The sequence below is a fragment of the Pseudomonas sp. SA195 genome, from assembly GCF_054131565.1.
This window is the reverse complement of record NZ_CP096392.1, coordinates 2073291-2095455: the sequence shown is the minus strand read 5'-3', so window position 1 is coordinate 2095455 and position 22165 is coordinate 2073291. Positions and strand designations below refer to the sequence as shown.

Here is a 22165-nt window from a genome sequence, read left to right as displayed (position 1 = left end):
CTACAGCAGTCTTGCGGAGCCTACCTATGAAAGATGAGCAGCAACCCAAATCGCTGACCTGGCGACAATTGCTCCAGAGTGTGCTGGCCGGCGCGCTGGGCGTGCAGAGCGGCAAGAACCGCGTACGCGACTTCAATCACGGCAAGCCGAGCCAATTCATCCTGCTTGGGGTCGGCTTCACTGCGCTATTTGTACTGGTGCTGCTCGGCGTCGTGAAACTGGTGCTCTATCTGGTAGCGCTGTAACGCCCACGGTTACTGATGGCTGACCCAGAACACTGCGGTTGCGACGACGAGCAGGATGATGAAGAAGATCGCGGTGGCGTCCGCGCGACTGTCATTGCCATGATGTTCGGACACGGCTGCGCTCCTTGTTATCGATTGGAATGAGGCGCTGGAACAACGTTGCTGCTAAGAGTTAAGACCACCCCGGCGCAGCCCTCAAGGCAGCTTTACGAAATATCAAAATGGCGGCGTTTCGTTCTAAACATATTCCCAAACATCACTTTTGCGCATAACTGCTAGCTGGTATCTTGCCGCCCTCCCTGAATGGGTGCGCGGCCGTGCGCGCAGAAAGCTGTAAACAGCCCTGAGAACAGGACACCCCATGTACGTTTACGACCAGTACGACCAACACATCATCGAGGATCGCGTGCGTCAGTTCCGCGACCAAACCCGCCGCTTCCTGGCGGGCGAGCTCGGTGGTGAGGAATTCCGCCCGCTGCGCTTGCAGAATGGCCTCTATATCCAGCGGTATGCGCCCATGCTGCGCATCGCGGTGCCATACGGGCTGCTGTCCTCCACACAGGTGCGCAAGCTGGCGGAGATCGCCCGCAACTACGACAAAGGTTACGCCCATATCAGCACCCGCACCAACGTACAGTTCAATTGGCCAGAACTCGAAGACGTGCCTGATATCCTTGCAGAGCTGGCGACAGTCCAGATGCATGCCATCCAGACGAGCGGCAACTGCATTCGTAACACGACGACCGACCAGTTCGCCGGCGTCGCGCGCGACGAGCTTGTCGACCCGCGCCCCTGGTGCGAAATCATTCGGCAGTGGTCGACCTTTCACCCTGAGTTCGCCTTCCTGCCACGTAAATTCAAGATCGCTGTCAACGGTGCCGTCAGCGACCGTGCCGCCATCGAGGTGCACGATATTGGCCTGGAAGCGGTGCAGAACGACGCCGGCGAGCTGGGCTTCCGCGTTTCCGTCGGTGGAGGCCTTGGCCGAACGCCGATCGTCGGCAGCTTCATCAACGAATTCCTGCCGTGGCAGCACTTGCTGACGTACCTCGACGCCATCTTGCGCGTGTACAACCGTTATGGCCGTCGTGACAACAAGTTCAAGGCGCGGATCAAGATCTTGGTCAAGGCGCTGACGCCCGAGGTGTTTGCCGAGCGTGTCGAAGCCGAGTGGTCCTATCTCAAGGACGGCCCCAATACACTGACCGACGCCGAAGTGGCCCGCGTCAGCAAGTTCTTCGTCGACCCCGCCTACAAGGCGCTTGACGACCAGGACGCCGCTCTCGCCCAGCTCGACGCCGAGCACCCGGGCTTCGCTCGTTGGCGCCAGCGTAACGTGGTCGCGCACAAGAAGCCGGGCTACGCTGCCGTCACCTTGTCGCTCAAGAGCACCGGCGTCGCCCCAGGCGACGTCACGGACAAGCAGCTCGACACCATTGCCGACCTGGCCGATCGCTACAGCTTCGGCGAGGTCCGTAATTCTCACGAGCAGAACATGATTCTCGCTGACGTCGAGCAGGCCCGCCTGTTCGAGCTGTGGAATGAGTTGCGCGAACTGGGTGTGGCAACCCCGAACATTGGTCTGCTGACCGACATCATCTGTTGCCCGGGCGGTGACTTCTGTTCACTGGCCAATGCCAAGTCGATTCCAATCGCCGAAGCGATCCAGCGCCGTTTCGACGACATGGACTACCTGTTCGACATCGGCAATATCGACCTGAACATCTCCGGCTGCATGAACGCCTGCGGCCACCACCACGTTGGTCACATTGGCATCCTCGGGGTGGACAAGAAGGGTGCGGAGTTTTACCAGGTTTCGCTCGGCGGCAGCTCGGGCCGCAACGCCAGCCTGGGCCAGATTCTCGGCCCATCGTTCGCTCAAGACGCGATGCCTGACGTGATCGAAAAGATCATCAAGGTCTACGTCGAACAGCGCACCGAAGACGAGCAATTCCTCGACACCTTCCGCCGTATCGGCATCGACCCCTTCAAGGAGCGCGTCTATGCAGCGAATCATTAAGAACGACCAGGTCGTCGACGAAACCTGGCACCTGCTGCCCAAGGATGTGAAGCTCGAAGAGCTCTCCAACTGCGACGACCTCATCGTGCCGTTCCAGCTATGGCTGGACCATGGCCACGCACTCAAGGCCCGCGACGGTGGCCTGGGCGTCTGGCTGGAAGCGGATGAAGCGGTCGAGGAGATCGCAGACGATCTGCAGCATTTTCAAGTCGTGGCGCTGAATTTCCCGGCCTTCACTGACGGGCGCCATTACTCGAGCGCCCGACTGCTTCGCGAGCGATACGGCTATAAAGGTGAGATCCGGGCGATTGGCGACGTACTGCGCGACCAGCTGTTCTATATGCGCCGCTGCGGCTTTGATGCCTTTGCCGTGCGCGCCGACCGCGACCCTTACGAAGCACTTGAAGGTCTGAAGGATTTTTCGGTCACCTACCAGCCTGCCGCCGACGAGCCGCTGCCGCTGTTCCGCCGTCGCCAGCCCTGAACGCCGCCAGCTGTGCTTGCGCGGCACAGGCGCACCGCCACGGCATGACAGGACAATGCTAAAAAAAGCCCTGCTTCGGCAGGGCTTTTTTAAAAACGCTTTGAGCAAGTCGCTCATGCGGCGAATGTGCTTCTAGAGCGCAGAGATGGCGTCACCCCTGCGGATACATCCAGAAGTTAGGGTGCTCGGTTTGCACATCCCCGTCCGCCACCTTCTTGCCGAAGGCATCCTTGATCTTTCTTGCCAGCGCGCTCATTTCCGACTCCTTGCGTTTCGAGTGATTACCGGTGCGCTAGCTTGTGGGAATCGCTCGAATCACTGAAATCGGTTTTGGCTATTCGGACAATAGCAAGCGGAACGACCAAGATCAGTCCAGCTTGACCAATGTCCGCCCCACCTGACCACCTGTAAGAATACGTTCGACCGCAGCCGGTAATTGGTCCAAGGTAATTTCTTCAGCCAGGCCGGACAGGTTCGGCACCTTCCACTGGACCGAGAGCTTGTCCCACATGGAGGCTTTCACCACCAGCGGGATTTCGACCGAGTCCACGCCGAGCAGGTTTACACCCCGCAGGATGAACGGCAACACGTTGGCCTGAAAGTGCGTGCCAGCCGTCAAGCCGCAGCAGGCGACACTGGCCCCTCGCTGCAGTGACTTGACCACATTGAACAGGATATCTCCGCCAATGGTGTCCACGGCGCCAGCCCATTGCTCCTTGAGGATAGGTTTCTCCACGCCCGCCTGCAGTGCGCTACGCTCGATGACGTCCTGCGCACCGAGGCGCTTCAGCAGATCCGCCTGGCTGGCCTTGCCGGTCACCGCGGCCACCTTGTAGCCAAGGCTTGCCAGGAGCGCGACTGCAATACTGCCAACGCCGCCGGTCGCCCCGGTGACGAGCACTGGGGCGTCGCCTGGCTCCAGGCCGGCCTGCTCCAGCTTGTCGACACAGAGTGCCGCTGTGAGACCTGCAGTTCCGAGGATCATTGCATCACGCAATGGCAGGCCCGAAGGTCGCTTGATGACCCACGCTGCCGGGACCCGGATGTACTGCCCGAACCCACCCGCAGTGTTCATGCCCAGGTCATAGCCAGTCACGATTACCTCATCTCCGACGGTGAACTCCGGCACGCTCGATTCAGCCACGGTGCCAGCGGCATCGATGCCAGGCGTGTGCGGAAACTGCCGCGTCACTCCGCGGTTGCCGGTCGCGGAAAGCGCATCCTTGTAATTGAGCGAGGAATAGGCGACGCGAATGAGCACCTCGCCGTGCGGCAGATCGTCAATGCTGCGCTCGACGACATTCGACTCGAAGCGACCGTCGGCCCTTTCGCTGGTCAGCAGCGCCTTGAAATTAGTCATTCGCTTTTCCTCATTGCCAGAATCGTTGTTCGTTCAGCCGCGTCCACCCTTTCAGCAAACCATGCTCCATCACCGCGCTGGCAGCCATGCCGAAACGCTCGGGCAGGCTTTTCTTCTCGGCATAGTGAAGGTGGAACAGATCGGCGCCACGGGCCCGCTCGGCAAGGTATTCATCACTGGTCTTGAGTTCATCAACCAGGCGCATGCCCAGCGCCGAAATACCCAGCCAGACCTCGCCAGTCGCAACCTCGTCTATCGCAAGCTCCTGCCGATAGCGGGCTACAAAATTCTTGAACAGTTCGTGAGTGGTTTCGAGATCATCCTGGAACTTCTCTCGGCCCTTCTCGGTGTTCTCGCCGAACACGGTCAGGGTGCGCTTGTATTCGCCTGCGGTCAGCACTTCAAAGTCGACGTCGTGCCTCTTGAGCAGCCGATGCACATTGGGTAACTGCGCGACGACACCAATCGAGCCGAGGATTGCGAAGGGCGCGCTCAGGATCTTCTGGCCAATACAGGCCATCATGTATCCGCCACTCGCCGCGACTTTGTCGACGCAGACCGTAAGCGGCACGCCGGCGTCGCGAACTCGCACCAGTTGCGAAGCCGCCAGGCCATAGCCATGCACCATCCCACCGCCACTTTCCAAGCGCAGCACAACCTCGTCCTGCGGGGTCGCCAAGCTCAGCACCGCGGTAATTTCATGACGAAGGCTCTCGACGGCGGAGGCCTTGATATCGCCATCGAAATCCAGCACGAAGACTCGAGGTCGCGTTTCGCCGGACTTCTTTGCCTGCTTGATTGCCTTGGCCTCGCGCTTGCGCTGCGCCTTGAGCTGATCCTTGTCCACCAGTGCCTGCTCGAGCCGCTCGCGCATCGACTTGTAGAAGTCATTGAGCTTTTGGACTTCGAGATGACCGCCCCCCTGTTTCCCGCGCCCCCGGCGTAACGATGCCAGCGCGATCAACACCACCAGCATCGCGACGACGAGCGTAACGGTCTTGGCCAGAAAACTTGCGTAGTCAGCAAGAAATTCCACATTTCCTCCTAGGGTCACTCGACCAGGCGCGCACAGGGCGCACTTAAAAACCGCCCAAGCATACCCAGTCCTTCCGCTGCGGAGCCAGCGCCACGCCATTCAAACAAACGTATGAATTGTCGTTGACACTCCTGAGGCATCCACCTACCCTCGCGAAAAACCTGGGCTGCGGAGCCAAGCATGGGCAGCATCTACCTGATCCGACACGGTCAGGCGTCGTTCGGCGCTGAAAACTACGACGTCCTCTCCCCGCTTGGCTTGCGGCAATCGCATGCGCTTGGTGAGTACTTGGGCCAGCTCGGCGTGCGCTTCGACCGTTGTGTCAGTGGTGAACTGCACCGGCAGCGGGACACCGCGCAGGCCACGCTCGAGCGCCTCGGCCAAACGTTTGATGCTGTTACGCCAACGCTCGAAATCGATGCCGCGTTCAACGAGTTTCCCGCGGACGAGGTCATCCGGGCGCACATGCCGGACCTCCTTGAGGTAGAACCGCATGCGCTGACCATTTTGCGTAACGCAGCAAACCATCGCAGCGAATTCCAGCGCCTCTTCAGTTATGTCATCCGACGCTGGGTTTCTGGCGATCACGAAAAGGATGGCCTTGAGAGCTGGCAGGGTTTCGTCGATCGCGTCGAGGGAGGCTTGACTCGCCTGCTCCTCGAGGCTGCGCCCACCGACCGCATTGCCATATTCACCTCCGGCGGAACCATCACCGCCCTGCTACAACTGATCATTGGCGTACCGCCGATCAAGGCATTTGAGCTCAATTGGCAGATCGTGAATACCTCGCTCAGCCAGTTGAAATTTCGCGCGGGAGAAGTCGCACTGGCGTCGTTCAACAACCGTGCGCACCTCGATATGCAGAAGCATCCGGAGCTGGTCACCTACCGATGAGCTCCACATCCACTGTAGCCTCCGGCTGCATGTTCAACACGACGACAAGGGATCAAACCGAATGAGCAACGTCGACGAAACTATCCAGGGCATGAAAGCTAAGTTCAACCCCAGCGCTGCAGCGGGCCTCGACCTGGTGTTCCAGTTCAATATCACCGACGCCGAAAATTACTACCTGGTAGTGAAGGACGGCACCTGTGATTTCCATCAGGGCGAATCGGCTGACGCCAACGTCACCCTGATCATGGACAGCGAAACCCTGCAAGGTGTCATCAGCGGCGAAACCGATGGTATGCAGGCTTTTATGGCTGGCAAGCTTCGTGCAGAAGGCGACATGATGCTCGCGCTTAAGCTGAGCGAGCTGTTCCCGGCCTAAACGGCCCGGTAGAAAAAACCGAAGTCCTGCGACTTCGGTTTTTTTATGCGCTTTTGAACGCTTTTGGCAGCATCAGAATCAGTGATTGGGAGGCAACACCCCAGCCAATAACGGGCCTCGCCGCTTGGTCATCAGCCGGTCGCACAGTAGATTGAAGCCGCGCCGGCCCCGATGTCGGCGCCAGAGCTGCCTTTTAACGGCACCGCATACAAGAAGGGAAAAGCATGTCGCTAGCAGACCAGACGAGCCCCGTTCGCGAAGGCGAGCAACTCCCTACTGATGTCATCGACCAATACCTCAAACGACATATTCCAGGTCTGGAAGGTTCGCCGGCGATCTCGCAGTTTCCAGGCGGCGCCTCTAACCTGACCTACCTCATAGAGTACCCAGCGCAAGAGTTCGTGCTGCGTCGCCCACCCTTCGGTCACAAGGCGAAGTCAGCCCACGACATGGGCCGCGAATTTCGGATTCTCAACAAGCTGAACACAGGGTTTCCTTATTGCCCGAAGGCTTATGCCTACTGCACGGACGAGTCGTTGATCGGCGCCGAGTTCTACGTAATGGAGCGCGTGCGAGGCATTATCCTGCGCGAGAACATGCCAACCGAACTGGCCATTACGCCAGAGCACACCACAGCCCTGTGTAAAAGCTTCATCGACAAGCTCGTCGATCTGCACAACGTTGACTATGCGGCGTGCGGCTTGGGCGATCTCGGCAAGCCCAACGGCTATGTACACCGGCAAATCGAGGGCTGGATCGATCGCTACGAGCGTGCGATGACCCCGGATGCAGTCAAGTGGGAGCCCGTCAAACAATGGCTGCGTGACAAGATGCCAGCCGACCATCACAAGCCAGGCATCGTCCATAACGACTACCGCTTCGACAATGTCATCCTGAATTCCAGCAACCCGATGGAGATCATCGGTGTGCTGGATTGGGAAATGACCACCATCGGCGACCCATTGATGGACTTGGGTAACACCCTCGCCTACTGGATCGAGGCCGACGACCCGGCGCCGGTGCAACTGATGCGCCGGCAGCCAAGCAATGCGCCCGGCATGCTGACGCGTCGCCAATTTGTCGAGTATTACGCAGAGCGCGCCGGCATCTGCGTGGATAACTTCGACTTTTATTACACCTACGGCTTGTTCCGGTTAGCGGCGATCGTTCAGCAGATCTATTACCGGTATTACCACGGCCAGACCCAAGACAAGCGTTTCGCCAAATTCGTGCACATGAACGCGCTGCTTGAGCAGATGAGCCTGCAGGTCATCAGCAAGTCAGCGTTATAGACAAAACGGCCCATAGAGGGAGAAGCACCCATGAGCAAGACCACGCTGTTCGATCTCGACGGCAAGATCGCATTCGTATCTGGCGCGAGCCGCGGAATCGGCGAGGCCATTGCCAAGCTGCTCGCCCAGCAAGGCGCCCATGTCATCGTTTCCAGCCGCAAGATCGAAGGATGCCAGGCTGTCGCCGATGCAATCAACGCGGCCGGTGGCAAGGCAACACCCGTCGCCTGCCATATTGGCGAGCTCGAGCAGATCAAAGCTGTATTCGAGGGCATTCGCGACCAGTTCGGCCGGCTGGATATCCTGGTCAACAATGCGGCAACCAATCCGCAGTTTTGCCACATACTGGACACCGACGCCTCGGCCTTCCAGAAAACGGTCGACGTGAATATTCGGGGTTATTTCTTCATGTCGGTCGAGGCCGGCAAGCTGATGCGCGAGCACGGCGGCGGTAGCATCATCAACGTTGCCTCGATTAACGGCGTCACGCCGGGCAACTTTCAAGGGATTTACTCGATCACTAAAGCAGCAGTCATCAATATGACCAAGGCGTTTGCCAAGGAATGCGCCGGCTTAGGTATTCGCTGCAATGCGTTGCTACCAGGCCTGACGGATACCAAGTTCGCCTCCGCCCTGGTGAAGAACGATGCGATCCGCGAAGAGGCCTTGCGCCATATTCCACTGCATCGAGTGGCCGACCCGAGCGAAATGGCCGGCGCCGTGCTATACCTCGCGAGCGATGCCTCAAGCTACACCACCGGCGTCTCACTTAACGTCGACGGCGGCTACCTCGCCTGATGTGCTCTCGGGTGAGCCGCTTCGGTGCTCACCCGTTTGACCTTCGGCGTGCATGCCGCGAGCCATCCGTTCTACCACTCTTTCAGCGCCTTTTCCGCGACGTCATTAGCGGGCCGTGCCAGCAGCCCGGCAGGTGTCAACTCGATCGCATACTCGGCACCGCTGGCAATCGGCAAGTAGCTCACCCGCAACGGACGCGCCTCGAGCACGATCGAACTGCATTGGCACTTCTGCAACCAAGACCAGGCATCGATGCCAAACAGACTTTGCCCGAGCAGCACACGTGGGCTACGCGCCAAGTCCTGTTGCTCCACGGCCAAATAGCGACCGGAAAGCCGCTCCAGGCGGTACCCAGGTTCCAGGCCTATCAGGGTCGCCAATCCCCGCCACTCCAGCAGCCGCACGTCGAGTTGCCAAAGATCGCCCTCTAGCGTGACGTGCCTAACGTGTTCGCCCTGCTCGATACGAACCTGATAACGCTGCTCACCCTCGCCCTGGAAGGTCAACGTAGCCAGCGGCTTATCCGGTTCCAGAGGCTGGTAAGTTCTGGCGTCCCACGCAATCAACCCTATTAACGCCCCCAGGCCAAGCACCAGCAGCCCAAAGGTGCCACGCAGCCAGCCGAGCAGCCAGTTGCCGCCGAGCAGCAAGCGCAACGCCACCAGGACGGTAACCAACGCAAACAGCGCGATCACGACAGCCAGCCCCAGGTACTGCATGCGGTTTCATCCTTGGTCAGACGGGAAAGCGCCAATTATCGATAGCCCAAGCCAAACTGCCAGCACCAACAGAGCAGTCTGATTACGGGTCGACATTCTCCGCTGGAAGCGGCCACCGCATCTTCGGAAATAGGCTTCTCGTGAGCAACGCCATTGGCGCGCCTCGACCCAACGGGCATCATGGCAGCTCTTTCCTGCTTCAAGAGAACCCAATGCCCACGCTCGAACTGGCCCTGGATCTTCCAGTACTGGCCGCACTGCTCGCCGTCGCCTTCATGGCTGGCTTCATCGATGCCATCGCGGGCGGCGGCGGCCTCCTGACATTGCCCGCCCTGCTTATGGCAGGCCTGCCCCCGCACCTGGTACTTGGAACTAACAAACTTTGCGCAACCTTTGGTTCGGCCACTGCGAGCTTCACGTTCTTCCGACGCAAACTGTTCGACCCTGGCCAATGGCGCTACGCACTGATAGCAACCGCTATTGGCGCGGCGCTCGGCGCCGCGCTAGCGCACTTGATCCCTGCCAGATGGCTCAACCAGCTACTGCCTGTAGTCGTGTTCATCTGTGGGCTCTACCTGCTGGTAGGCCGCACCCCGACGACTCCTAGAGAACCTGCAACACCGTTAAAAACCCGGCGGCAATGGCTTCAGGGCGTCGGCCTAGGCTTTTACGATGGCATTGCCGGACCGGGCACCGGAGCCTTCTGGACGGTCAGCACGTTATTGCTCTATCCGCTTGACCTACTGAGGGCGAGCGGCGTTGCGCGCACCATGAACTTCATCAGCAACGGCACTGCGCTCGCAGTCTTTGCCTTCCACGGGCAGGTCGCCTGGGTGCTAGGCGCTGGGATGGGCGTCACGCTGATGCTAGGCGCCTACTTGGGCGCGCGGACAGCGATTCAGGGCGGATCGAAATTTATCCGCCCTGTTTTCATTCTGGTGGTTTTGGCGTTGAGTTTGCGCCTAGCCTGGCAGCATTGGTTCGGCGCCGCCTAAACGCTGCGCCACGTAAAGCTCGATCAAATAACGGGCGATCGACTTGGACGCTGGCAGGGCTGGCAGGTCATGAATCGAAAACCAACCAGCATCCTCGATTTCCTCCGGCTGCATGACGATGTCACCGGAGGCGTACTCGGCATGAAAGCCCAGCATCAGTGAATGCGGAAACGGCCAGCCCTGGCTACAGATATAGCGCGGGTCGTGAATCGAGACGCCTACTTCCTCATGCACTTCCCGTCGCACGCATTGCTCGACCGACTCGCCCGGCTCGACGAAACCGGCCAAGGTGCTGTAGACACCCGGGGCGAAACGCGGTGAGCGCGCCAGTAGCAGCTCGTCACCTGCCGTGACGAGCACGATCATGCTGGGTGAGATACGCGGATAATGATGAAGACCGCATACCTCGCACTGCATTGCCCGCTCACGCGGATGTTGCTTCATCCGGCTACCACAACTGCCGCAAAAGCGATGCTGACTGGCCCAAGTGCCGATCTGCGCAGCGAAGCCGAGCATACGGAACCGGTCATTGTCGTCGTCCTGCATCATCAAAGGGCGCAAGCCCTGCCAGGCAGCGCCAGGGACCGTGACCGGATCGGCCAATTCAAGGAGATAAACCGGCTCGCCTTCGAAGTAACCGAGCCCCTGCTCGCTGACTATCGGCAATTCAAGCCGCTTGAGCCAGCTACGAGGGAACAGGACGCCGTTGGCGTCTACCAAGAAACCGTGCTGGCAACGCACCAGCGCCGATCCACCTTCTTTGGCCGGATCAAGCAGTGCGGGCTGCCAGCGCAGGTTCATCAGGCTGCCACCGGCAACCCGAGCGCGCGGACGCTTTCTGCCGCCAGGTCCAGCACGCTGATTCGCGAATCGTCACGACGCAGCACGGCGCCACCCTCCAAGTAATACTCCAGACTCGTAAGCGCATCCGCCAAGGTTTCGAGCATTTGCTCCGGCGGCATCTGAACGCCTTCTAGCATCTGCTTTTGGATAAAGTCGGCGCAGGCGCCGATCAGGTCAGCGGCACGATCCTGCTCGAGAAAACGCAAGCCACCGCGAACCGCCATCAGGCTGAAGGGCACGTTCGCCAAGTGCAACTTCTCGCCGTTGGACTCCAGATAGGCGGTAATGGCGCGCTTGGCCAGAGCAAGCCCGGCGGTCGCCTCGCCGATCACCACGATACAGGCCTCGGTGAGCTGGTGGTTGGCGAAGGCTTCGGCCTCGTGGCCGGGTTGCGCGACCTGCGGGCGAGTGTCCCGCTTCTCGCCACGCTCTAGGCTGGCGACCATGCTTTCGACATAAAGCACGGCATCGGCCAGCTTCAACAGCGCCTGTGGATCGGGCGCGCCATCGTTACTCCAGTTCGCGACCACCGAGAGCTGCGCATGCAACGTGCTGGATGCAGAAGACAAGCCGACCATGCCAAGCGTCTTGCCTAACTTCCCCAGTTGCGTATGCAGGCTGGCGTAGGCATCGCCCGGCGCCGTCCCCCGCTCGATGAGATCAAGCAGGTCTTTGACGCTGGCAAGCTCCTCTCGAATCGCCGACGAGAGTGAGCGCATTACGGCCTGGCCGGGGCCAGCAAGGCGCTGCGATTCGTCTTCCAGTAAGTGGTCAGTGAACGGTAGCGAGCTCAGCGAGAAAATCTGACGAACCTCGCTGGCAATCGGCCCATTGCTTTCGGCAAGCGCAACGAGGTAAAGCAGCTCTTTCAACAGACCGCGAGGCGATTCATAGCTGCCATTGCTGATCAGTTGGCGAAGCTCGCGATCAAACCGGGAAAATAATTGCTTGCGCGACTGCCGTGCCAGCAATTGCCCGTCGAGCATTGCCTCAAGCGCCGCGCTGCCCAACCAGCACAACCGCCCAGCCGGTGTGTTGGCGAATAGAACGTCCAAACGGCCCAGCGCCCGGCCCATCAGGCGGAGGCTAGCCGGGACGTTGTCTTCCCGGATGAACCCGAGCAGACCGACCTGATACATCTGCCGCAGCCGCCGGGCCTCCAGTGCTCGGTCGGCTGAATCCCGGTTGGCCGCCGCGACGGGCGGCCGGGCGTGATCAAGCCGGGCACTGAAGAAAAAACTTTCTGGCAGCGGTGGCTGTGCACCGACGAGTCGCAACGCATTGATGGCAGGCAACAGCAGCTCGGGCATTTCCTGCCGGCTGGCATCCACGCTTTCGAGATAGCGCCCAAGCACGTAGAGCGCATTGCTCAGGGCGGCGAGCTGGGTGTCACGCTCCTCGCCAGCACCGACCGGAATGTCGGTGGCCAGCTGGAGGATTTCCTGCGCCAGCAGCTCCGCCCCGGTCAGCTCGATTAGGCTGAGTGTGCCGCGGACCTGCTTCAGATTTTCGACAGCCTGCTGCAGCAGACCACCGTTGTTGCGGTCGATGATGAAGTGCTCGAGGCTCTGCTCGGCCTCTTCCATGGTGGCGAACAGTTCATCGCGGACCAAACTCAGCGAAGTAGCTCCGGTAACCATGCCTAGCGCGCCTCCCGCGCAACGTTCGTAATACACATCAGTCGGCAAAGTCCGGTTTCTGTTTGCTCATATGCGCAGCCATGGCGACTTTAAGATCGGCCGATTGAAGCATGGCTGCATTCCAGGTGGCGATGTATTCGAGACCGTCATCAACCCGATGGTCGCGCATGTAACGAATCATCTGCTTGGTGCCACGAATGGCGATGGGCGACTTGGCAGCGATATCGGCCGCAAGCGCCTGTACCGCACTCATCATGTCGCCTTGCTCGCGGTAGGTTCTATTGACCAAGCCGATCACCTGCGCCTCCCGTCCATCCACCGTCCGGCCGGTGTAGGCCAGCTCACGCATCATCCCGTCGCCGATGATGCGCGGTAGCCGCTGGAGCGTCCCCACATCGGCAGCCATGCCCATGTCGATCTCCTTGATGGAGAACTGAGCGTTCTCGGTGCAATAGCGCATGTCACAAGCGGCGACGAGGTCGATGGCGCCCCCGATGCAATAGCCCTGAATGGCGGCGATAACCGGTTTACAACAGTTATCGACGGCATTGAACGAGGCCTGCAGCTTCAGGATCTGGCGGCGCAAGCGCTCAGCGTTACGCCCAATATCGTCCCCCAGTTGGGTTGCCGCCTCGGCCAACAACTGCAGGTCAATGCCGGCCGAAAAATGCTGGCCATTTCCGGACAGGATCACGACACGCACTTCGTCCGTTTCATCGATCCAATGAAAGATCTCGCTGATCTCGCTCCAGAACGCAGCGTTCATGGCGTTGATCTTTTCAGGCCGGTTGATCGCCACATGGGCGATCCTGTCCTTCAACTCGACGTGGAAGGCTTGGTATTGAGTCACGCTATCATCCCCGACAGCCGAGGCACTCGGTGCCTCGTGAGTTCAGCAATCACTGCTGCTTTTTCAACCGCACAACTATAACAACAGGCACTCGAAAGTCGATGCGAGGCGTTGTGATGCAGCCCACGCCCTTGCGCATCATCCCACTTTGACAGTGGTAATAGGCAGCGCATCGATCTACTGCCGGCCGTTTTCGAGAATGCAGTCGACTGTATAGCGCGACCCTTCGGGCCCTTCCTCATGCTGTAGGCCATGCACGTCCGCATCGAAACCAGGAAACAAACTGGCGAACCTTTGAGCGAAATCGAGATAGTCGAGTATTGAGCGAGTCTCGGCTGTAAAGCGCTCTCCTGGCATGATCAATGGAATGCCTGGCGGATACGGCACCAGCATAACCGCCGCCACACGTCCTTCCAGGGCATGGATTGGCACGGCTTCGACCTCACCCCGAACGAGCTTGTCGTAGGCATCAGCTGGCTTCAGGGCAATCTGCGGCAGGGACGTATACATCCGCCGCATTGCTCTGGCCGTCGCATTGGCCCGGTAGCAATCGTGCAACGCATCGCACAGATCGCGCAGCCCCATGCCGGCGTAGGCGTTGCCGCCGGCCTGAGCCACTGAAGGCACCGCATCACAAAGCGGAACGTTGCCGTCGTAGTGCCGTTTGAACTCCAGCAATTCTGTCAGCAGGGTGCTCCACTTGCCCTTGGTGATCCCCATCGAGAACAATACCAGGATGGAGTACAGGCCGGTCTTTTCGACCACCAGTCCCCGCTCCCAGAGGAACTTGCTGACAACCGCAGCGGGAATGCCTCGCTCACCCAGCTTGCCGCCCGCGGTGAGCCCTGGCGTCACCAGCGTGACCTTGATCGGGTCTAGCAGAACGTAGTCCTCGGCGACATCACCGAACCCATGCCATTCAGCCTCCGGCTCGAGCAACCAATCATTGGTAGCCAAGTCTTCTGCCCCATCTGCCGCTGCGGGTTGCCAGATGCTGAACCACCAGTCGTCCGGCGCCATGTGCTGACGCACATTGGCTAACGCGCGACGGAAGCTCAGGGCCTCATCGAAGGTTTCCTGAATCAACGAGCGCCCTGCCGGCCCCTCCATCATGGCCGACGCAACGTCCAGGGAAGCCAGGATGCCGTACTGCGGCGAAGTGGAAATGTGCATCATGAAGGCTTCGTTGAAGCGATCCCGGTCAAGCTGCCGCTGCTCGCTGTCGAGCACATGGATCATTGAAGCCTGGCTGAAGGCTGCCAGCACCTTGTGCGTTGAATGGGTGGTAAAGACCAGCGGCCCCTGCTCACGCGTATCCATGCCGTAGCGTCCGTCATAGAACTCGTGGAATGCGGCATAGGCGTACCAGGCTTCGTCGAAATGCAACACGTCGACTGCATTGCCAAGGGTGCGTTTGATCAGGTTTGCGTTGTAGCAGAGCCCGTCGTAGGTGGAATTCGTAACCACGGCAAGCTTGACCCGAGGTGGGCGGCCACGCGCCAGCGGGTTGGCTTCGATCTTCGCCTGGATCGACTGCGTGGAAAATTCTTCCAAGGGGATCGGCCCGATGATGCCTAACTCGTTGCGCGAAGGCGTCAGATACAGCGGGATCGCGCCGGTCATGATGATCGAATGAAGAATGGATTTATGGCAGTTGCGATCGACCAGCACCAAGTCATCGCGCGCCACCATCGAGTGCCAAACGATCTTGTTCGCCGTCGAGGTGCCGTTGATCACAAAAAACGAGTGATCGGCGCCGAAGTTACGTGCGGCCCGCGCCTCAGCCGCGGCCAGCGGCCCGGTGTGGTCGAGCAAGGAGCCCAGCTCGGGGACCGAGACGGACAAATCAGAGCGCAACGTGTTTTCACCAAAGAACTGGTGAAACGCCTGGCCGACAGGGCTTTTGCGAAAGGCGACACCGCCACCGTGGCCCGGCGTGTGCCAGGAATAATTCGAGTCGCCGGTATGCTGCACCAACGCCCTGAAAAAGGGTGGCAGCAACCCTTCCAGGTAACCGCGGGCGGCACGCGCTACCTGCCTCGCCAAGAAGGGAACCGTGTCTTCGAACAAGTAGAGCAGGCCGCGCAGCTCGTTGAGGTCGGCCATCGCCTCCGCGGGCGCGTTTTCGATGGTTATCTGCTCGCCCAGCGCGAAGATCGGCAACTGTGGGGCTCGCCGGCGCGCGACGCGGATCAGGCCAACCACGTCTTCCAGCAGCCGCTGGTTCTCGCCGGCGCCTTCTGCCGCGACCAGAATGCAGGCCAGACCGTGGTGCGTCGAGGCGACAATGCGCCCTTCCGCCGCGCTGCCCGTAGGCAGGATATGGAATCCATCCTGTTCCAGCTCGGCGGCAATTTCGCGTACCCGCTCGCCGGCGACGGTATCGACCTTGATGTCTCGATGAACGATAAGGATCGGAAATTTCAGATCTTTGTACATGGAAGCGTCCTGAAGGCATTCCCCTTCAGGGTAGAAGCTTCGCTCCCAAGCACCAAGCTGGAATGCGCCCGCCGCGGGCGCAACCAGTCAGGCCGGTTCGGGTTCGGCCTCCAGCGCAGCCGGTTGCTCGAGCTGAACCCACAGTGGTGTACCGCCGCATGCCTTTTCTATGGCCTGCATTCTGGCGGCGTGCGCAGTCAATTCGTCTACGCTGGCACGGATAACCGGCGTCTGCGGACGGTCCGCTGCCAGGCGACGGATGGGCGTCGCCTGCTGTCGGCCGCCTTCGGAATCGGCGCCCTCCCCGGCGAGCGACAGATTCGTCTGCCCGCCGGTCATGGTCAGGTAGACATCCGCCAGGATCTCGGCATCGAGCAGTGCGCCGTGCAGATCGCGGCCCGAGTTGTCGACGCCATAGCGCTTGCACAGTGCATCCAAGCTGTTGCGCTGGCCCGGATGGCGCTCGCGAGCCATGAGGAGCGTATCTAGGATGCTGCAATGATCGCTTAGCTCGGCGCGGTCATGCTGGCCAAGCAAATTGAATTCGTTGTTGATGAAGCCCACATCGAACGCGGCGTTGTGGATGATCAGCTGCGCGCCCTTGATGAACTCGAAGAACTCATCAGCGACATCGCGGAAGCGCGGCTTGTCGATCAGAAACTCATTGGTGATGCCGTGGACCGCGATCGCGCCCTCATCGACTTCTCGATCCGGCTGCAGGTACACGTGGTAGTGCCGCCCTGTCAGCCGGCGGCCAATGACCTCGACACACCCGATCTCAATGATCCGGTGGCCATCGGTCACCGGCATGCCAGTGGTTTCGGTATCCAACACTACGCTACGCATCGTTCACTCTCTCAAGCGGTTTGTCGTTTAGCCTGTACCACGCCGCGATTGGCGAGCAGGTCGGCGCGCTCGTTGCCCGGGTGCCCGGTGTGGCCGCGCACCCAATGCCAGGTCACCTGATGGCGATTGACCTGCTCGTCGAGCAGACGCCACAGGTCAGCATTCTTGACCGGCTGCCGGGTTGAGGTTTTCCAGCCGCGTTTCTTCCAGTTAGGCATCCAGTCATTGATGCCCTGCATGACATATTGCGAATCGGTAATCAGATGGACCTGGCATTGACGCTTGAGCGCCTCGAGCGCTCGGATTGCCGCGAGCAACTCCATGCGGTTGTTGGTCGTCTCAGCTTCACCGCCCCAGAGTTCACGCTCGACGCCCTTGTAGATGAGCAGCGCCCCCCAGCCACCTGGCCCAGGGTTGCCCTTGCAGGCGCCATCGGTATAGATCTCGACCGTGTCATCGCTCATGTGGAATCAATGCGTCCTAGTGTTCGGCGTCCCGCCGGCTAAGCTTGGCGACCGGCATTGGCAGGAGCTGGCCCATGCGCTCTCGCCGCTGCTGGCGCAACGGGCGCAAACCAACCATTAATTTGCGCGCCACCAGCACGTAGAAACCGCCCAACGGCGCCTGCAGGCGCTGCCCGAGCGGTTCCAGCCCTGCCAGCCTGTCTCGCCACTGGCTCGAAGAAAGCGGCGGACAATAGCACCCGTACCGACGTTTCTCCAGCGCGAATCCAAGCAAATTGAGCCAGTCGCCGACGCGCGTCGGGCGGATGCAGCGAGCCTCGCGCAGTGCACTTCGCGAGACCAGGCGACGCGCGCCCCAAGGGCTCCAGGGGTTTACCCCGACGACCAGCAAATGCCCACCCGGCCGCACGCTCCGTGCCGCCTCACGCAGCAGTGCATGGGGCGACAGGCTGAAATCCAGGCCATGCTGAATCACCACCACATCCGCAGCGTGCTCGCCAACCGGCCAAGATTGTTCTTCGCAAACAATCTCAACACCAGGAAGCGCAGGGCCTACGCGCACACTGCGCTTAATTTTTTGCGGTTCTATTGAGGTATTGGCAAAGGGCCCGTAGTGCACCAGGTAGCTGCCGAAGCAACGCTCGAGCTCATGCTCGATCACCCGCCGCTCCTGCTCCAACAACTGGCCGCCCAGCGGGCCGTCGAACCAGGCACTCGCCTCGTTCATCAGATTCGCCCACTGCTGTAGCGGCGGATTGGCGCGAAAATCGCTCATGAGTGCCTCCGCTGGATAGCCCGGGCGGTGGCCCGGTCGATTCAACAGTATCAAGCTCGGCTGTTAGGATGCGCCTTTGCGACTGACTTGGCGACCCGCACCATGTTGAAGATCGACGCTCTGCCCGCCTTTACCGACAACTACATCTGGCTCCTGCAGGATATCGACACCCGCCGCTGTGCCGTCGTCGATCCTGGAGACGCCGCGCCAGCCCTCGCTTGGCTGCAGGCTCACCCGGACTGGAAACTGGACGCCATCCTCATTACCCATCATCACCCCGACCATGTCGGTGGTGTCGAGCGCCTCAAGCAAGCCCATGGAGCCGTTGTATACGGGCCAGCTAGCGAACCGATTCCGGCACGCGACCAAGCACTTTCAGATGGGGACCGTTTCGAGGTGCTTGGACGCGAGCTGCAAGTAATGGAAGTACCAGGCCACACGCTCGGGCACATTGCCTATTTCCACCACGGCGATGCTGAAGCGCCCTGGCTGCTGGCCGGCGATACCCTGTTCGCGGGCGGCTGCGGTCGGTTGTTCGAAGGCACGCCGGAACAGATGTTCGCGTCGCTCGAGCGGCTTGCTGCTCTACCGCCCGAGACGCAGCTGTACTGTGCACATGAATACACGTTATCCAACCTGCGCTTCGCGCGCGCCGTCGACCCGGCTAACGAACGGGTGCAGGCACGCTTGGAAGAAGTGGAGCGGATGCGTTCGGCGCAGCAAATCACCCTGCCGTCCAATATCCGAGAAGAGCGTGCCACCAACCCGTTTCTGCGCGCCCGCGAGGCGACGGTCGCCGAGGCGGCAATGCGCCAGGCAGGCCGCCAACTGGAGCGTCCAGAGCAGGTATTTGCGGCCTTGCGAGCCTGGAAAGATGGCTTCTAGGCAGCGTCGACCAGTCCCCAAAACATCCGCCCTTCGCTTGACCCACCGGAACGGCATTCCTACACTCGCCCGACTTTCGAGCCCGGGGAAGCCTCCAGCCAATGTCGTCTGACCCATCCAACCCCGCTCGACCGGACGCCTTGGCAGCCTCCGGCCGGGCCTTGGCGCTGGCCATATGTCTGGCCGTTACCGGCTGCCAGAGCACGGCCCCGCGCGCGCCCGTCAACATGGATGTCGCCGAGGCACCGGAGGTTGACGAAACCATATGGCTCACCGAAGCGCCAGCCGAGCCCAGCCACAGCGATATCTGGGACCGAATCCGACACGGGTTCAAGCTCCAGGAATACCTAGGCAGTAATCCTCGCATCGAGCAGCAACGCCTGCTCTTCGCCAGCCGGCCTAACTCGATCGAAATCGCCAGCGAGCGCGGCAGCCTCTACATTCACTACATCGTCGAGCAGTTGGAAGAGCGCGACATGCCGCTCGAACTCGCCTTGCTGCCCGTCATCGAGAGTGCCTACAACCCCTTCGCCTATTCCCCGGCACATGCCGTTGGCCTCTGGCAGTTCATCCCCTCGACCGGCCGACATTTCAATCTCCAGCAGACCAGCTGGTATGACGGCCGACGCGACATCACCGCTTCAACGACAGCGGCGCTGCGCTACCTCGAGTATCTCCACGGTCTATTCAACGACGATTGGCTGCTAGCACTGGCCGCGTATAACGCTGGTGAAGGTACCGTAAGCCGGGCTATCGAGCGCAATCAGAAGCTCGGATTGCCCACCGATTACTGGAACCTTTCCCTGCCGGCAGAAACGCGGGACTACGTACCGAAACTGCTTGCGCTGTCGCAACTGGTCCAGACGCCGGAAGCCTACGGGATAGACCTCAATCCGATTGCCAACGAACCCTATTTTGAAGTCGTCACGCTCAAGCAGCGAATGGACCTGGCGCGGGTCGCCAAACTCGCCGAGCTTGACGAGGACGAGATCTATCAGCTCAACCCCGCCTATACACGCCGCATCACGCTAGACGGCCCTCAGCATTTGCTAGTCCCTACCGCCAAGGCAGAGATGTTCGCAGCCAACTTGGCGCTGATGAAGCCGCAGGACATGGTTGACTGGAAGCAATACACCGTTCGGCCCGGCGATACGCTGGGCGCCATCGCCAACCGCCATAACCTGTCGGTCAACATCATCCGTGACATCAATCGCCTCAAGGGCGATACCCTGCGGATTGGTCAATCCCTGAGCCTCCCTCAGTCGGCAAGCGGTGGGCAGTCGCGCGAGTTGCTTCACGCTGTCGCCCGGAGTCAACCGGCTCCGCGCAGCTATCGCGTCCGCCCCGGCGACAATCTGTGGGACATCGCCAAGGCGCAGAAGGTATCGGTCAACGACCTGCAACGCTGGAACAATCTGTCGGGTAGTCAGCTCAAGGTCGGCCAGGCGCTTTTCCTGCAAGGCACCGGGTCGCATAAGGCTGCGGGCAACAAGCCTGCCCCGACCTACTACAAGGTCCGCAAAGGCGACTCGCTCTACCAGATCGCCAAGCGATTCAATGTCCAGGTCAACCACCTGAAAACCTGGAACCCTCGTGATTCTGCACTGCTCAAGCCAGGCCAGACGCTGACGCTCTACCTGCCTCGGTGACAACTGCGCTCAAGAGCGGCGCGTGAACGCTTCCAAGCACCGCCCAGCCAGCTGGCTGAAACGCTGGAAGGCCACGAACTGCTCGTGCTTGAGCGCACGCCCCGTCGGTCTTCCATCGGCATAGAGCACACCGATCTCACGCGTGCCGGCGAGTAACGGTGAAATGAAGAACATGCCGCGCCCCAATTGCTGGCGTAGCGACGGCGTGATCAGCTCGTCCAGGTTGTAACTCGCAGGCACGCCCATCCAAACCGCTTCCCGCTGACGTAGCACATAACTGAATATGTCCGCTTTTCGTGCCGGATCGACCGGCAAGACGAACCGTTCCTTCCAGGCCTCGCTCCCATCCCCGGCCGTGCACTTCACCCGGAAGGTGGCCTGCTGATCCGACAACACGCAGAGCATCACTCGCTCCAGGCCCGCGCCCTGATGAAGGCCCTTGAGCAGAGTCTCCAGCATCAAACCGACATCGCCCCGCGCCGACGCCATCATCGCCAGGTCCTGCATCGCTTGTTGGAGCAAGGCCAGGTCTGGCTGCAACTGGCTGGCTCGACGTTGCTCATGCTGCAGGCGAAGCTGCTCAGGATCCGTCGAAGGGATCAATCTGCATAGACGACTGGCCCCGAACGTGATCGCAACGTCGACAGCCTCATTGGCGCTGGCCAATATCTGCTGCATCGCGTCCGCCTCCGAAATGCCGGTGAATTCAGCCAATTCGCGGACCAGCACCTGCATGTCATCGCACTCCCAGCCATTCAAGGCAGCGGCGCTGATGCGAACGCCTAGGCTTACCGAACGAACAGCCGGGTCGCGTAGGTTGACGGTACCGTGAGCCAGACTGGCCAATTCGCCGATATTCCAGCTTTTGATCAGGCCCAGGTTCAACTGACGAAAGCTGGTGCCCAGTACATGCTCGACCTGCTTGTCGTAATCAGGGTCTGCGCTGATCAGGATCTCACCGAGACGGTCGGCCTGCTCGCCACCGCAGCCCCAGAACGCCAGCTCGCCGACCTGATGCAACAATGCCGCGATGAACACTTCCTCTTCATGTTTGCTGAGCACATAGCTGCTAACGTTGCGCGCCTGAACGGCGGCATGGAACGATCGCGCCAGCAACTCCTGCAGCTGCTGGCGCGGAGCCTTGTCGAGCAATCCGTCGATGAGGCTGACCGATAAACTGATCAACCTCACATTGTCGAAGCCGATCATGACGATCGCCCGGGAAATGGTCTTGATGGTTTCCTGCGACGGGTTGTAATAACTACTGTTGCCGACACGCAGGACCTTGGAGGTCAGCGCCGCATCACGAAGCAGGACGTCAGCGAGCTGCTGGACCGACGCAGTTTCCTGCTCGGTCAGACGCTGTAGATCCTGGACGACCGCGGCGAGCGCGGGCAGATCGGATTGGTTCAGGCGGTCGATCCACGACTGCAAACCGTATGTGGATTCGTTCAAGATGGAGACCTCGGAGAGCGCCACGGCAGCGCATGGAGGATGGCAGTGTGCCCAGATGGCCGCCCTTTTTCCAGCGGATACAAGCTGTTACTGTACCCGG

Annotated in this window: 21 protein-coding genes; 10 read left to right on the top strand and 11 right to left on the bottom strand. The window is 60.4% G+C overall.

Annotated features, from left to right (window positions below):
- Window positions 1-26 precede the first annotated feature (26 nt).
- The 3 genes from M1D78_RS09740 to M1D78_RS09730 all read left to right on the top strand — a co-directional run bounded on the left by M1D78_RS09740 (window position 27) and on the right by M1D78_RS09730 (window position 2749).
- On the top strand, window positions 27-245 hold the full coding sequence (locus M1D78_RS09740) for a DUF2970 domain-containing protein (protein WP_437419456.1): 219 nt from the start codon (window positions 27-29) through the stop codon (window positions 243-245).
- 361 nt (window positions 246-606) lie between these two features.
- Entirely contained in the window at window positions 607-2265 is a 1659-nt protein-coding gene (locus tag M1D78_RS09735; protein WP_437419457.1) for a nitrite/sulfite reductase, read from the top strand.
- Entirely contained in the window at window positions 2249-2749 is a 501-nt protein-coding gene (locus M1D78_RS09730) for a DUF934 domain-containing protein (RefSeq protein WP_437419458.1), read from the top strand. Before M1D78_RS09735 ends, M1D78_RS09730 begins: the two co-directional genes overlap by 17 nt.
- A gap of 367 nt (window positions 2750-3116) precedes the next feature.
- On the opposite strand, the gene M1D78_RS09725 is transcribed toward M1D78_RS09730, so the two are convergent.
- Together M1D78_RS09725 and sohB are read right to left on the bottom strand one after the other, a co-directional pair.
- Window positions 3117-4109, bottom strand: coding sequence for a YhdH/YhfP family quinone oxidoreductase (locus tag M1D78_RS09725; RefSeq protein WP_437419459.1), 993 nt, complete (start codon window positions 4107-4109; stop codon window positions 3117-3119).
- A gap of 10 nt (window positions 4110-4119) precedes the next feature.
- Entirely contained in the window at window positions 4120-5145 is a 1026-nt protein-coding gene (gene sohB, locus M1D78_RS09720) for a protease SohB (RefSeq protein ID WP_437419460.1), read from the bottom strand.
- Window positions 5146-5325: 180 nt separating this feature from the next.
- Here sohB and M1D78_RS09715 point away from each other — a divergent pair, with 180 nt between their 5' ends.
- The 4 genes from M1D78_RS09715 to M1D78_RS09700 all read left to right on the top strand — a co-directional run bounded on the left by M1D78_RS09715 (window position 5326) and on the right by M1D78_RS09700 (window position 8505).
- The gene (locus M1D78_RS09715; protein ID WP_437419461.1) at window positions 5326-6039 is read left to right on the top strand and encodes a histidine phosphatase family protein; all 714 of its coding nucleotides are present in this window, start codon (window positions 5326-5328) and stop codon (window positions 6037-6039) included.
- A gap of 61 nt (window positions 6040-6100) precedes the next feature.
- Window positions 6101-6415 (top strand): SCP2 sterol-binding domain-containing protein, encoded by a 315-nt coding sequence (locus M1D78_RS09710; RefSeq protein ID WP_437419462.1) that lies wholly within the window; start codon window positions 6101-6103, stop codon window positions 6413-6415.
- Window positions 6416-6639: 224 nt separating this feature from the next.
- A complete protein-coding gene (locus M1D78_RS09705; RefSeq protein WP_437419463.1) occupies window positions 6640-7707 on the top strand; it encodes a phosphotransferase family protein in 1068 nt (355 codons plus the stop codon).
- A gap of 30 nt (window positions 7708-7737) precedes the next feature.
- Window positions 7738-8505 carry an SDR family oxidoreductase gene (locus M1D78_RS09700; protein WP_437419464.1) on the top strand — a complete coding sequence of 256 codons (768 nt, stop codon included), beginning with the start codon at window positions 7738-7740 and terminating at the stop codon, window positions 8503-8505.
- Between the two features lie 71 nt (window positions 8506-8576).
- Here M1D78_RS09700 and M1D78_RS09695 read toward each other — a convergent pair whose 3' ends face one another.
- Window positions 8577-9224: a hypothetical protein gene (locus M1D78_RS09695; RefSeq protein WP_437419465.1), complete on the bottom strand. Its 648-nt coding sequence runs from the start codon at window positions 9222-9224 to the stop codon at window positions 8577-8579.
- A 212-nt stretch (window positions 9225-9436) separates the two neighbouring features.
- On the opposite strand from M1D78_RS09695, the gene M1D78_RS09690 reads away from it, so the two are divergent.
- A complete protein-coding gene (locus M1D78_RS09690) occupies window positions 9437-10219 on the top strand; it encodes a TSUP family transporter (RefSeq protein ID WP_437419466.1) in 783 nt (260 codons plus the stop codon).
- On the opposite strand, the gene nudC is transcribed toward M1D78_RS09690, so the two are convergent.
- The 7 genes from nudC to M1D78_RS09655 all read right to left on the bottom strand — a co-directional run bounded on the left by nudC (window position 10187) and on the right by M1D78_RS09655 (window position 18076).
- Window positions 10187-11020, bottom strand: a complete 834-nt coding sequence (nudC, locus tag M1D78_RS09685) for an NAD(+) diphosphatase (protein ID WP_437419467.1) — start codon at window positions 11018-11020, stop codon at window positions 10187-10189. The genes M1D78_RS09690 and nudC overlap by 33 nt on opposite strands.
- Complete coding sequence (locus M1D78_RS09680; RefSeq protein WP_437419468.1) at window positions 11020-12702, bottom strand: ferrous iron transporter B; 1683 nt, start codon at window positions 12700-12702, stop codon at window positions 11020-11022. The genes nudC and M1D78_RS09680 overlap by 1 nt, the downstream gene beginning before the upstream one ends.
- Before the next feature lie 37 nt (window positions 12703-12739).
- Window positions 12740-13552: a crotonase/enoyl-CoA hydratase family protein gene (locus M1D78_RS09675; RefSeq protein WP_437419469.1), complete on the bottom strand. Its 813-nt coding sequence runs from the start codon at window positions 13550-13552 to the stop codon at window positions 12740-12742.
- 177 nt (window positions 13553-13729) lie between these two features.
- The gene (locus M1D78_RS09670) at window positions 13730-15991 is read right to left on the bottom strand and encodes an Orn/Lys/Arg family decarboxylase (protein WP_437419470.1); all 2262 of its coding nucleotides are present in this window, start codon (window positions 15989-15991) and stop codon (window positions 13730-13732) included.
- 87 nt (window positions 15992-16078) lie between these two features.
- A complete protein-coding gene (gene dnaQ, locus M1D78_RS09665) occupies window positions 16079-16837 on the bottom strand; it encodes a DNA polymerase III subunit epsilon (RefSeq protein ID WP_437419471.1) in 759 nt (252 codons plus the stop codon).
- Between the two features lie 11 nt (window positions 16838-16848).
- Window positions 16849-17301 carry a ribonuclease HI gene (rnhA, locus tag M1D78_RS09660; protein ID WP_437419472.1) on the bottom strand — a complete coding sequence of 151 codons (453 nt, stop codon included), beginning with the start codon at window positions 17299-17301 and terminating at the stop codon, window positions 16849-16851.
- A gap of 16 nt (window positions 17302-17317) precedes the next feature.
- Window positions 17318-18076 carry a class I SAM-dependent methyltransferase gene (locus tag M1D78_RS09655; protein WP_437419473.1) on the bottom strand — a complete coding sequence of 253 codons (759 nt, stop codon included), beginning with the start codon at window positions 18074-18076 and terminating at the stop codon, window positions 17318-17320.
- 102 nt (window positions 18077-18178) lie between these two features.
- Here M1D78_RS09655 and gloB point away from each other — a divergent pair, with 102 nt between their 5' ends.
- Together gloB and M1D78_RS09645 are read left to right on the top strand one after the other, a co-directional pair.
- Complete coding sequence (gene gloB, locus M1D78_RS09650) at window positions 18179-18961, top strand: hydroxyacylglutathione hydrolase (protein ID WP_437419474.1); 783 nt, start codon at window positions 18179-18181, stop codon at window positions 18959-18961.
- A gap of 101 nt (window positions 18962-19062) precedes the next feature.
- Complete coding sequence (locus tag M1D78_RS09645; protein WP_437419475.1) at window positions 19063-20610, top strand: LysM peptidoglycan-binding domain-containing protein; 1548 nt, start codon at window positions 19063-19065, stop codon at window positions 20608-20610.
- A 9-nt stretch (window positions 20611-20619) separates the two neighbouring features.
- Here M1D78_RS09645 and M1D78_RS09640 read toward each other — a convergent pair whose 3' ends face one another.
- Window positions 20620-22065 (bottom strand): HDOD domain-containing protein, encoded by a 1446-nt coding sequence (locus M1D78_RS09640; RefSeq protein ID WP_437419476.1) that lies wholly within the window; start codon window positions 22063-22065, stop codon window positions 20620-20622.
- Window positions 22066-22165 lie beyond the last annotated feature (100 nt).

Bases quoted from the DNA above. Each gene is read 5' to 3' on its own strand.
- M1D78_RS09740 (WP_437419456.1), top strand. From the start codon at position 27: ATGAAAGATGAGCAGCAACCCAAATCGCTGACCTGGCGACAATTGCTC.
- M1D78_RS09735 (WP_437419457.1), top strand. From the start codon at position 607: ATGTACGTTTACGACCAGTACGACCAACACATCATCGAGGATCGCGTG.
- M1D78_RS09730 (WP_437419458.1), top strand. From the start codon at position 2,249: ATGCAGCGAATCATTAAGAACGACCAGGTCGTCGACGAAACCTGGCAC.
- M1D78_RS09725 (WP_437419459.1), bottom strand. From the start codon at position 4,109: ATGACTAATTTCAAGGCGCTGCTGACCAGCGAAAGGGCCGACGGTCGC.
- M1D78_RS09715 (WP_437419461.1), top strand. From the start codon at position 5,326: ATGGGCAGCATCTACCTGATCCGACACGGTCAGGCGTCGTTCGGCGCT.
- M1D78_RS09710 (WP_437419462.1), top strand. From the start codon at position 6,101: ATGAGCAACGTCGACGAAACTATCCAGGGCATGAAAGCTAAGTTCAAC.
- M1D78_RS09705 (WP_437419463.1), top strand. From the start codon at position 6,640: ATGTCGCTAGCAGACCAGACGAGCCCCGTTCGCGAAGGCGAGCAACTC.
- M1D78_RS09700 (WP_437419464.1), top strand. From the start codon at position 7,738: ATGAGCAAGACCACGCTGTTCGATCTCGACGGCAAGATCGCATTCGTA.
- M1D78_RS09695 (WP_437419465.1), bottom strand. From the start codon at position 9,224: ATGCAGTACCTGGGGCTGGCTGTCGTGATCGCGCTGTTTGCGTTGGTT.
- M1D78_RS09690 (WP_437419466.1), top strand. From the start codon at position 9,437: ATGCCCACGCTCGAACTGGCCCTGGATCTTCCAGTACTGGCCGCACTG.
- nudC (WP_437419467.1), bottom strand. From the start codon at position 11,020: ATGAACCTGCGCTGGCAGCCCGCACTGCTTGATCCGGCCAAAGAAGGT.
- M1D78_RS09680 (WP_437419468.1), bottom strand. From the start codon at position 12,702: ATGGTTACCGGAGCTACTTCGCTGAGTTTGGTCCGCGATGAACTGTTC.
- M1D78_RS09670 (WP_437419470.1), bottom strand. From the start codon at position 15,991: ATGTACAAAGATCTGAAATTTCCGATCCTTATCGTTCATCGAGACATC.
- dnaQ (WP_437419471.1), bottom strand. From the start codon at position 16,837: ATGCGTAGCGTAGTGTTGGATACCGAAACCACTGGCATGCCGGTGACC.
- rnhA (WP_437419472.1), bottom strand. From the start codon at position 17,301: ATGAGCGATGACACGGTCGAGATCTATACCGATGGCGCCTGCAAGGGC.
- M1D78_RS09655 (WP_437419473.1), bottom strand. From the start codon at position 18,076: ATGAGCGATTTTCGCGCCAATCCGCCGCTACAGCAGTGGGCGAATCTG.
- gloB (WP_437419474.1), top strand. From the start codon at position 18,179: ATGTTGAAGATCGACGCTCTGCCCGCCTTTACCGACAACTACATCTGG.
- M1D78_RS09645 (WP_437419475.1), top strand. From the start codon at position 19,063: ATGTCGTCTGACCCATCCAACCCCGCTCGACCGGACGCCTTGGCAGCC.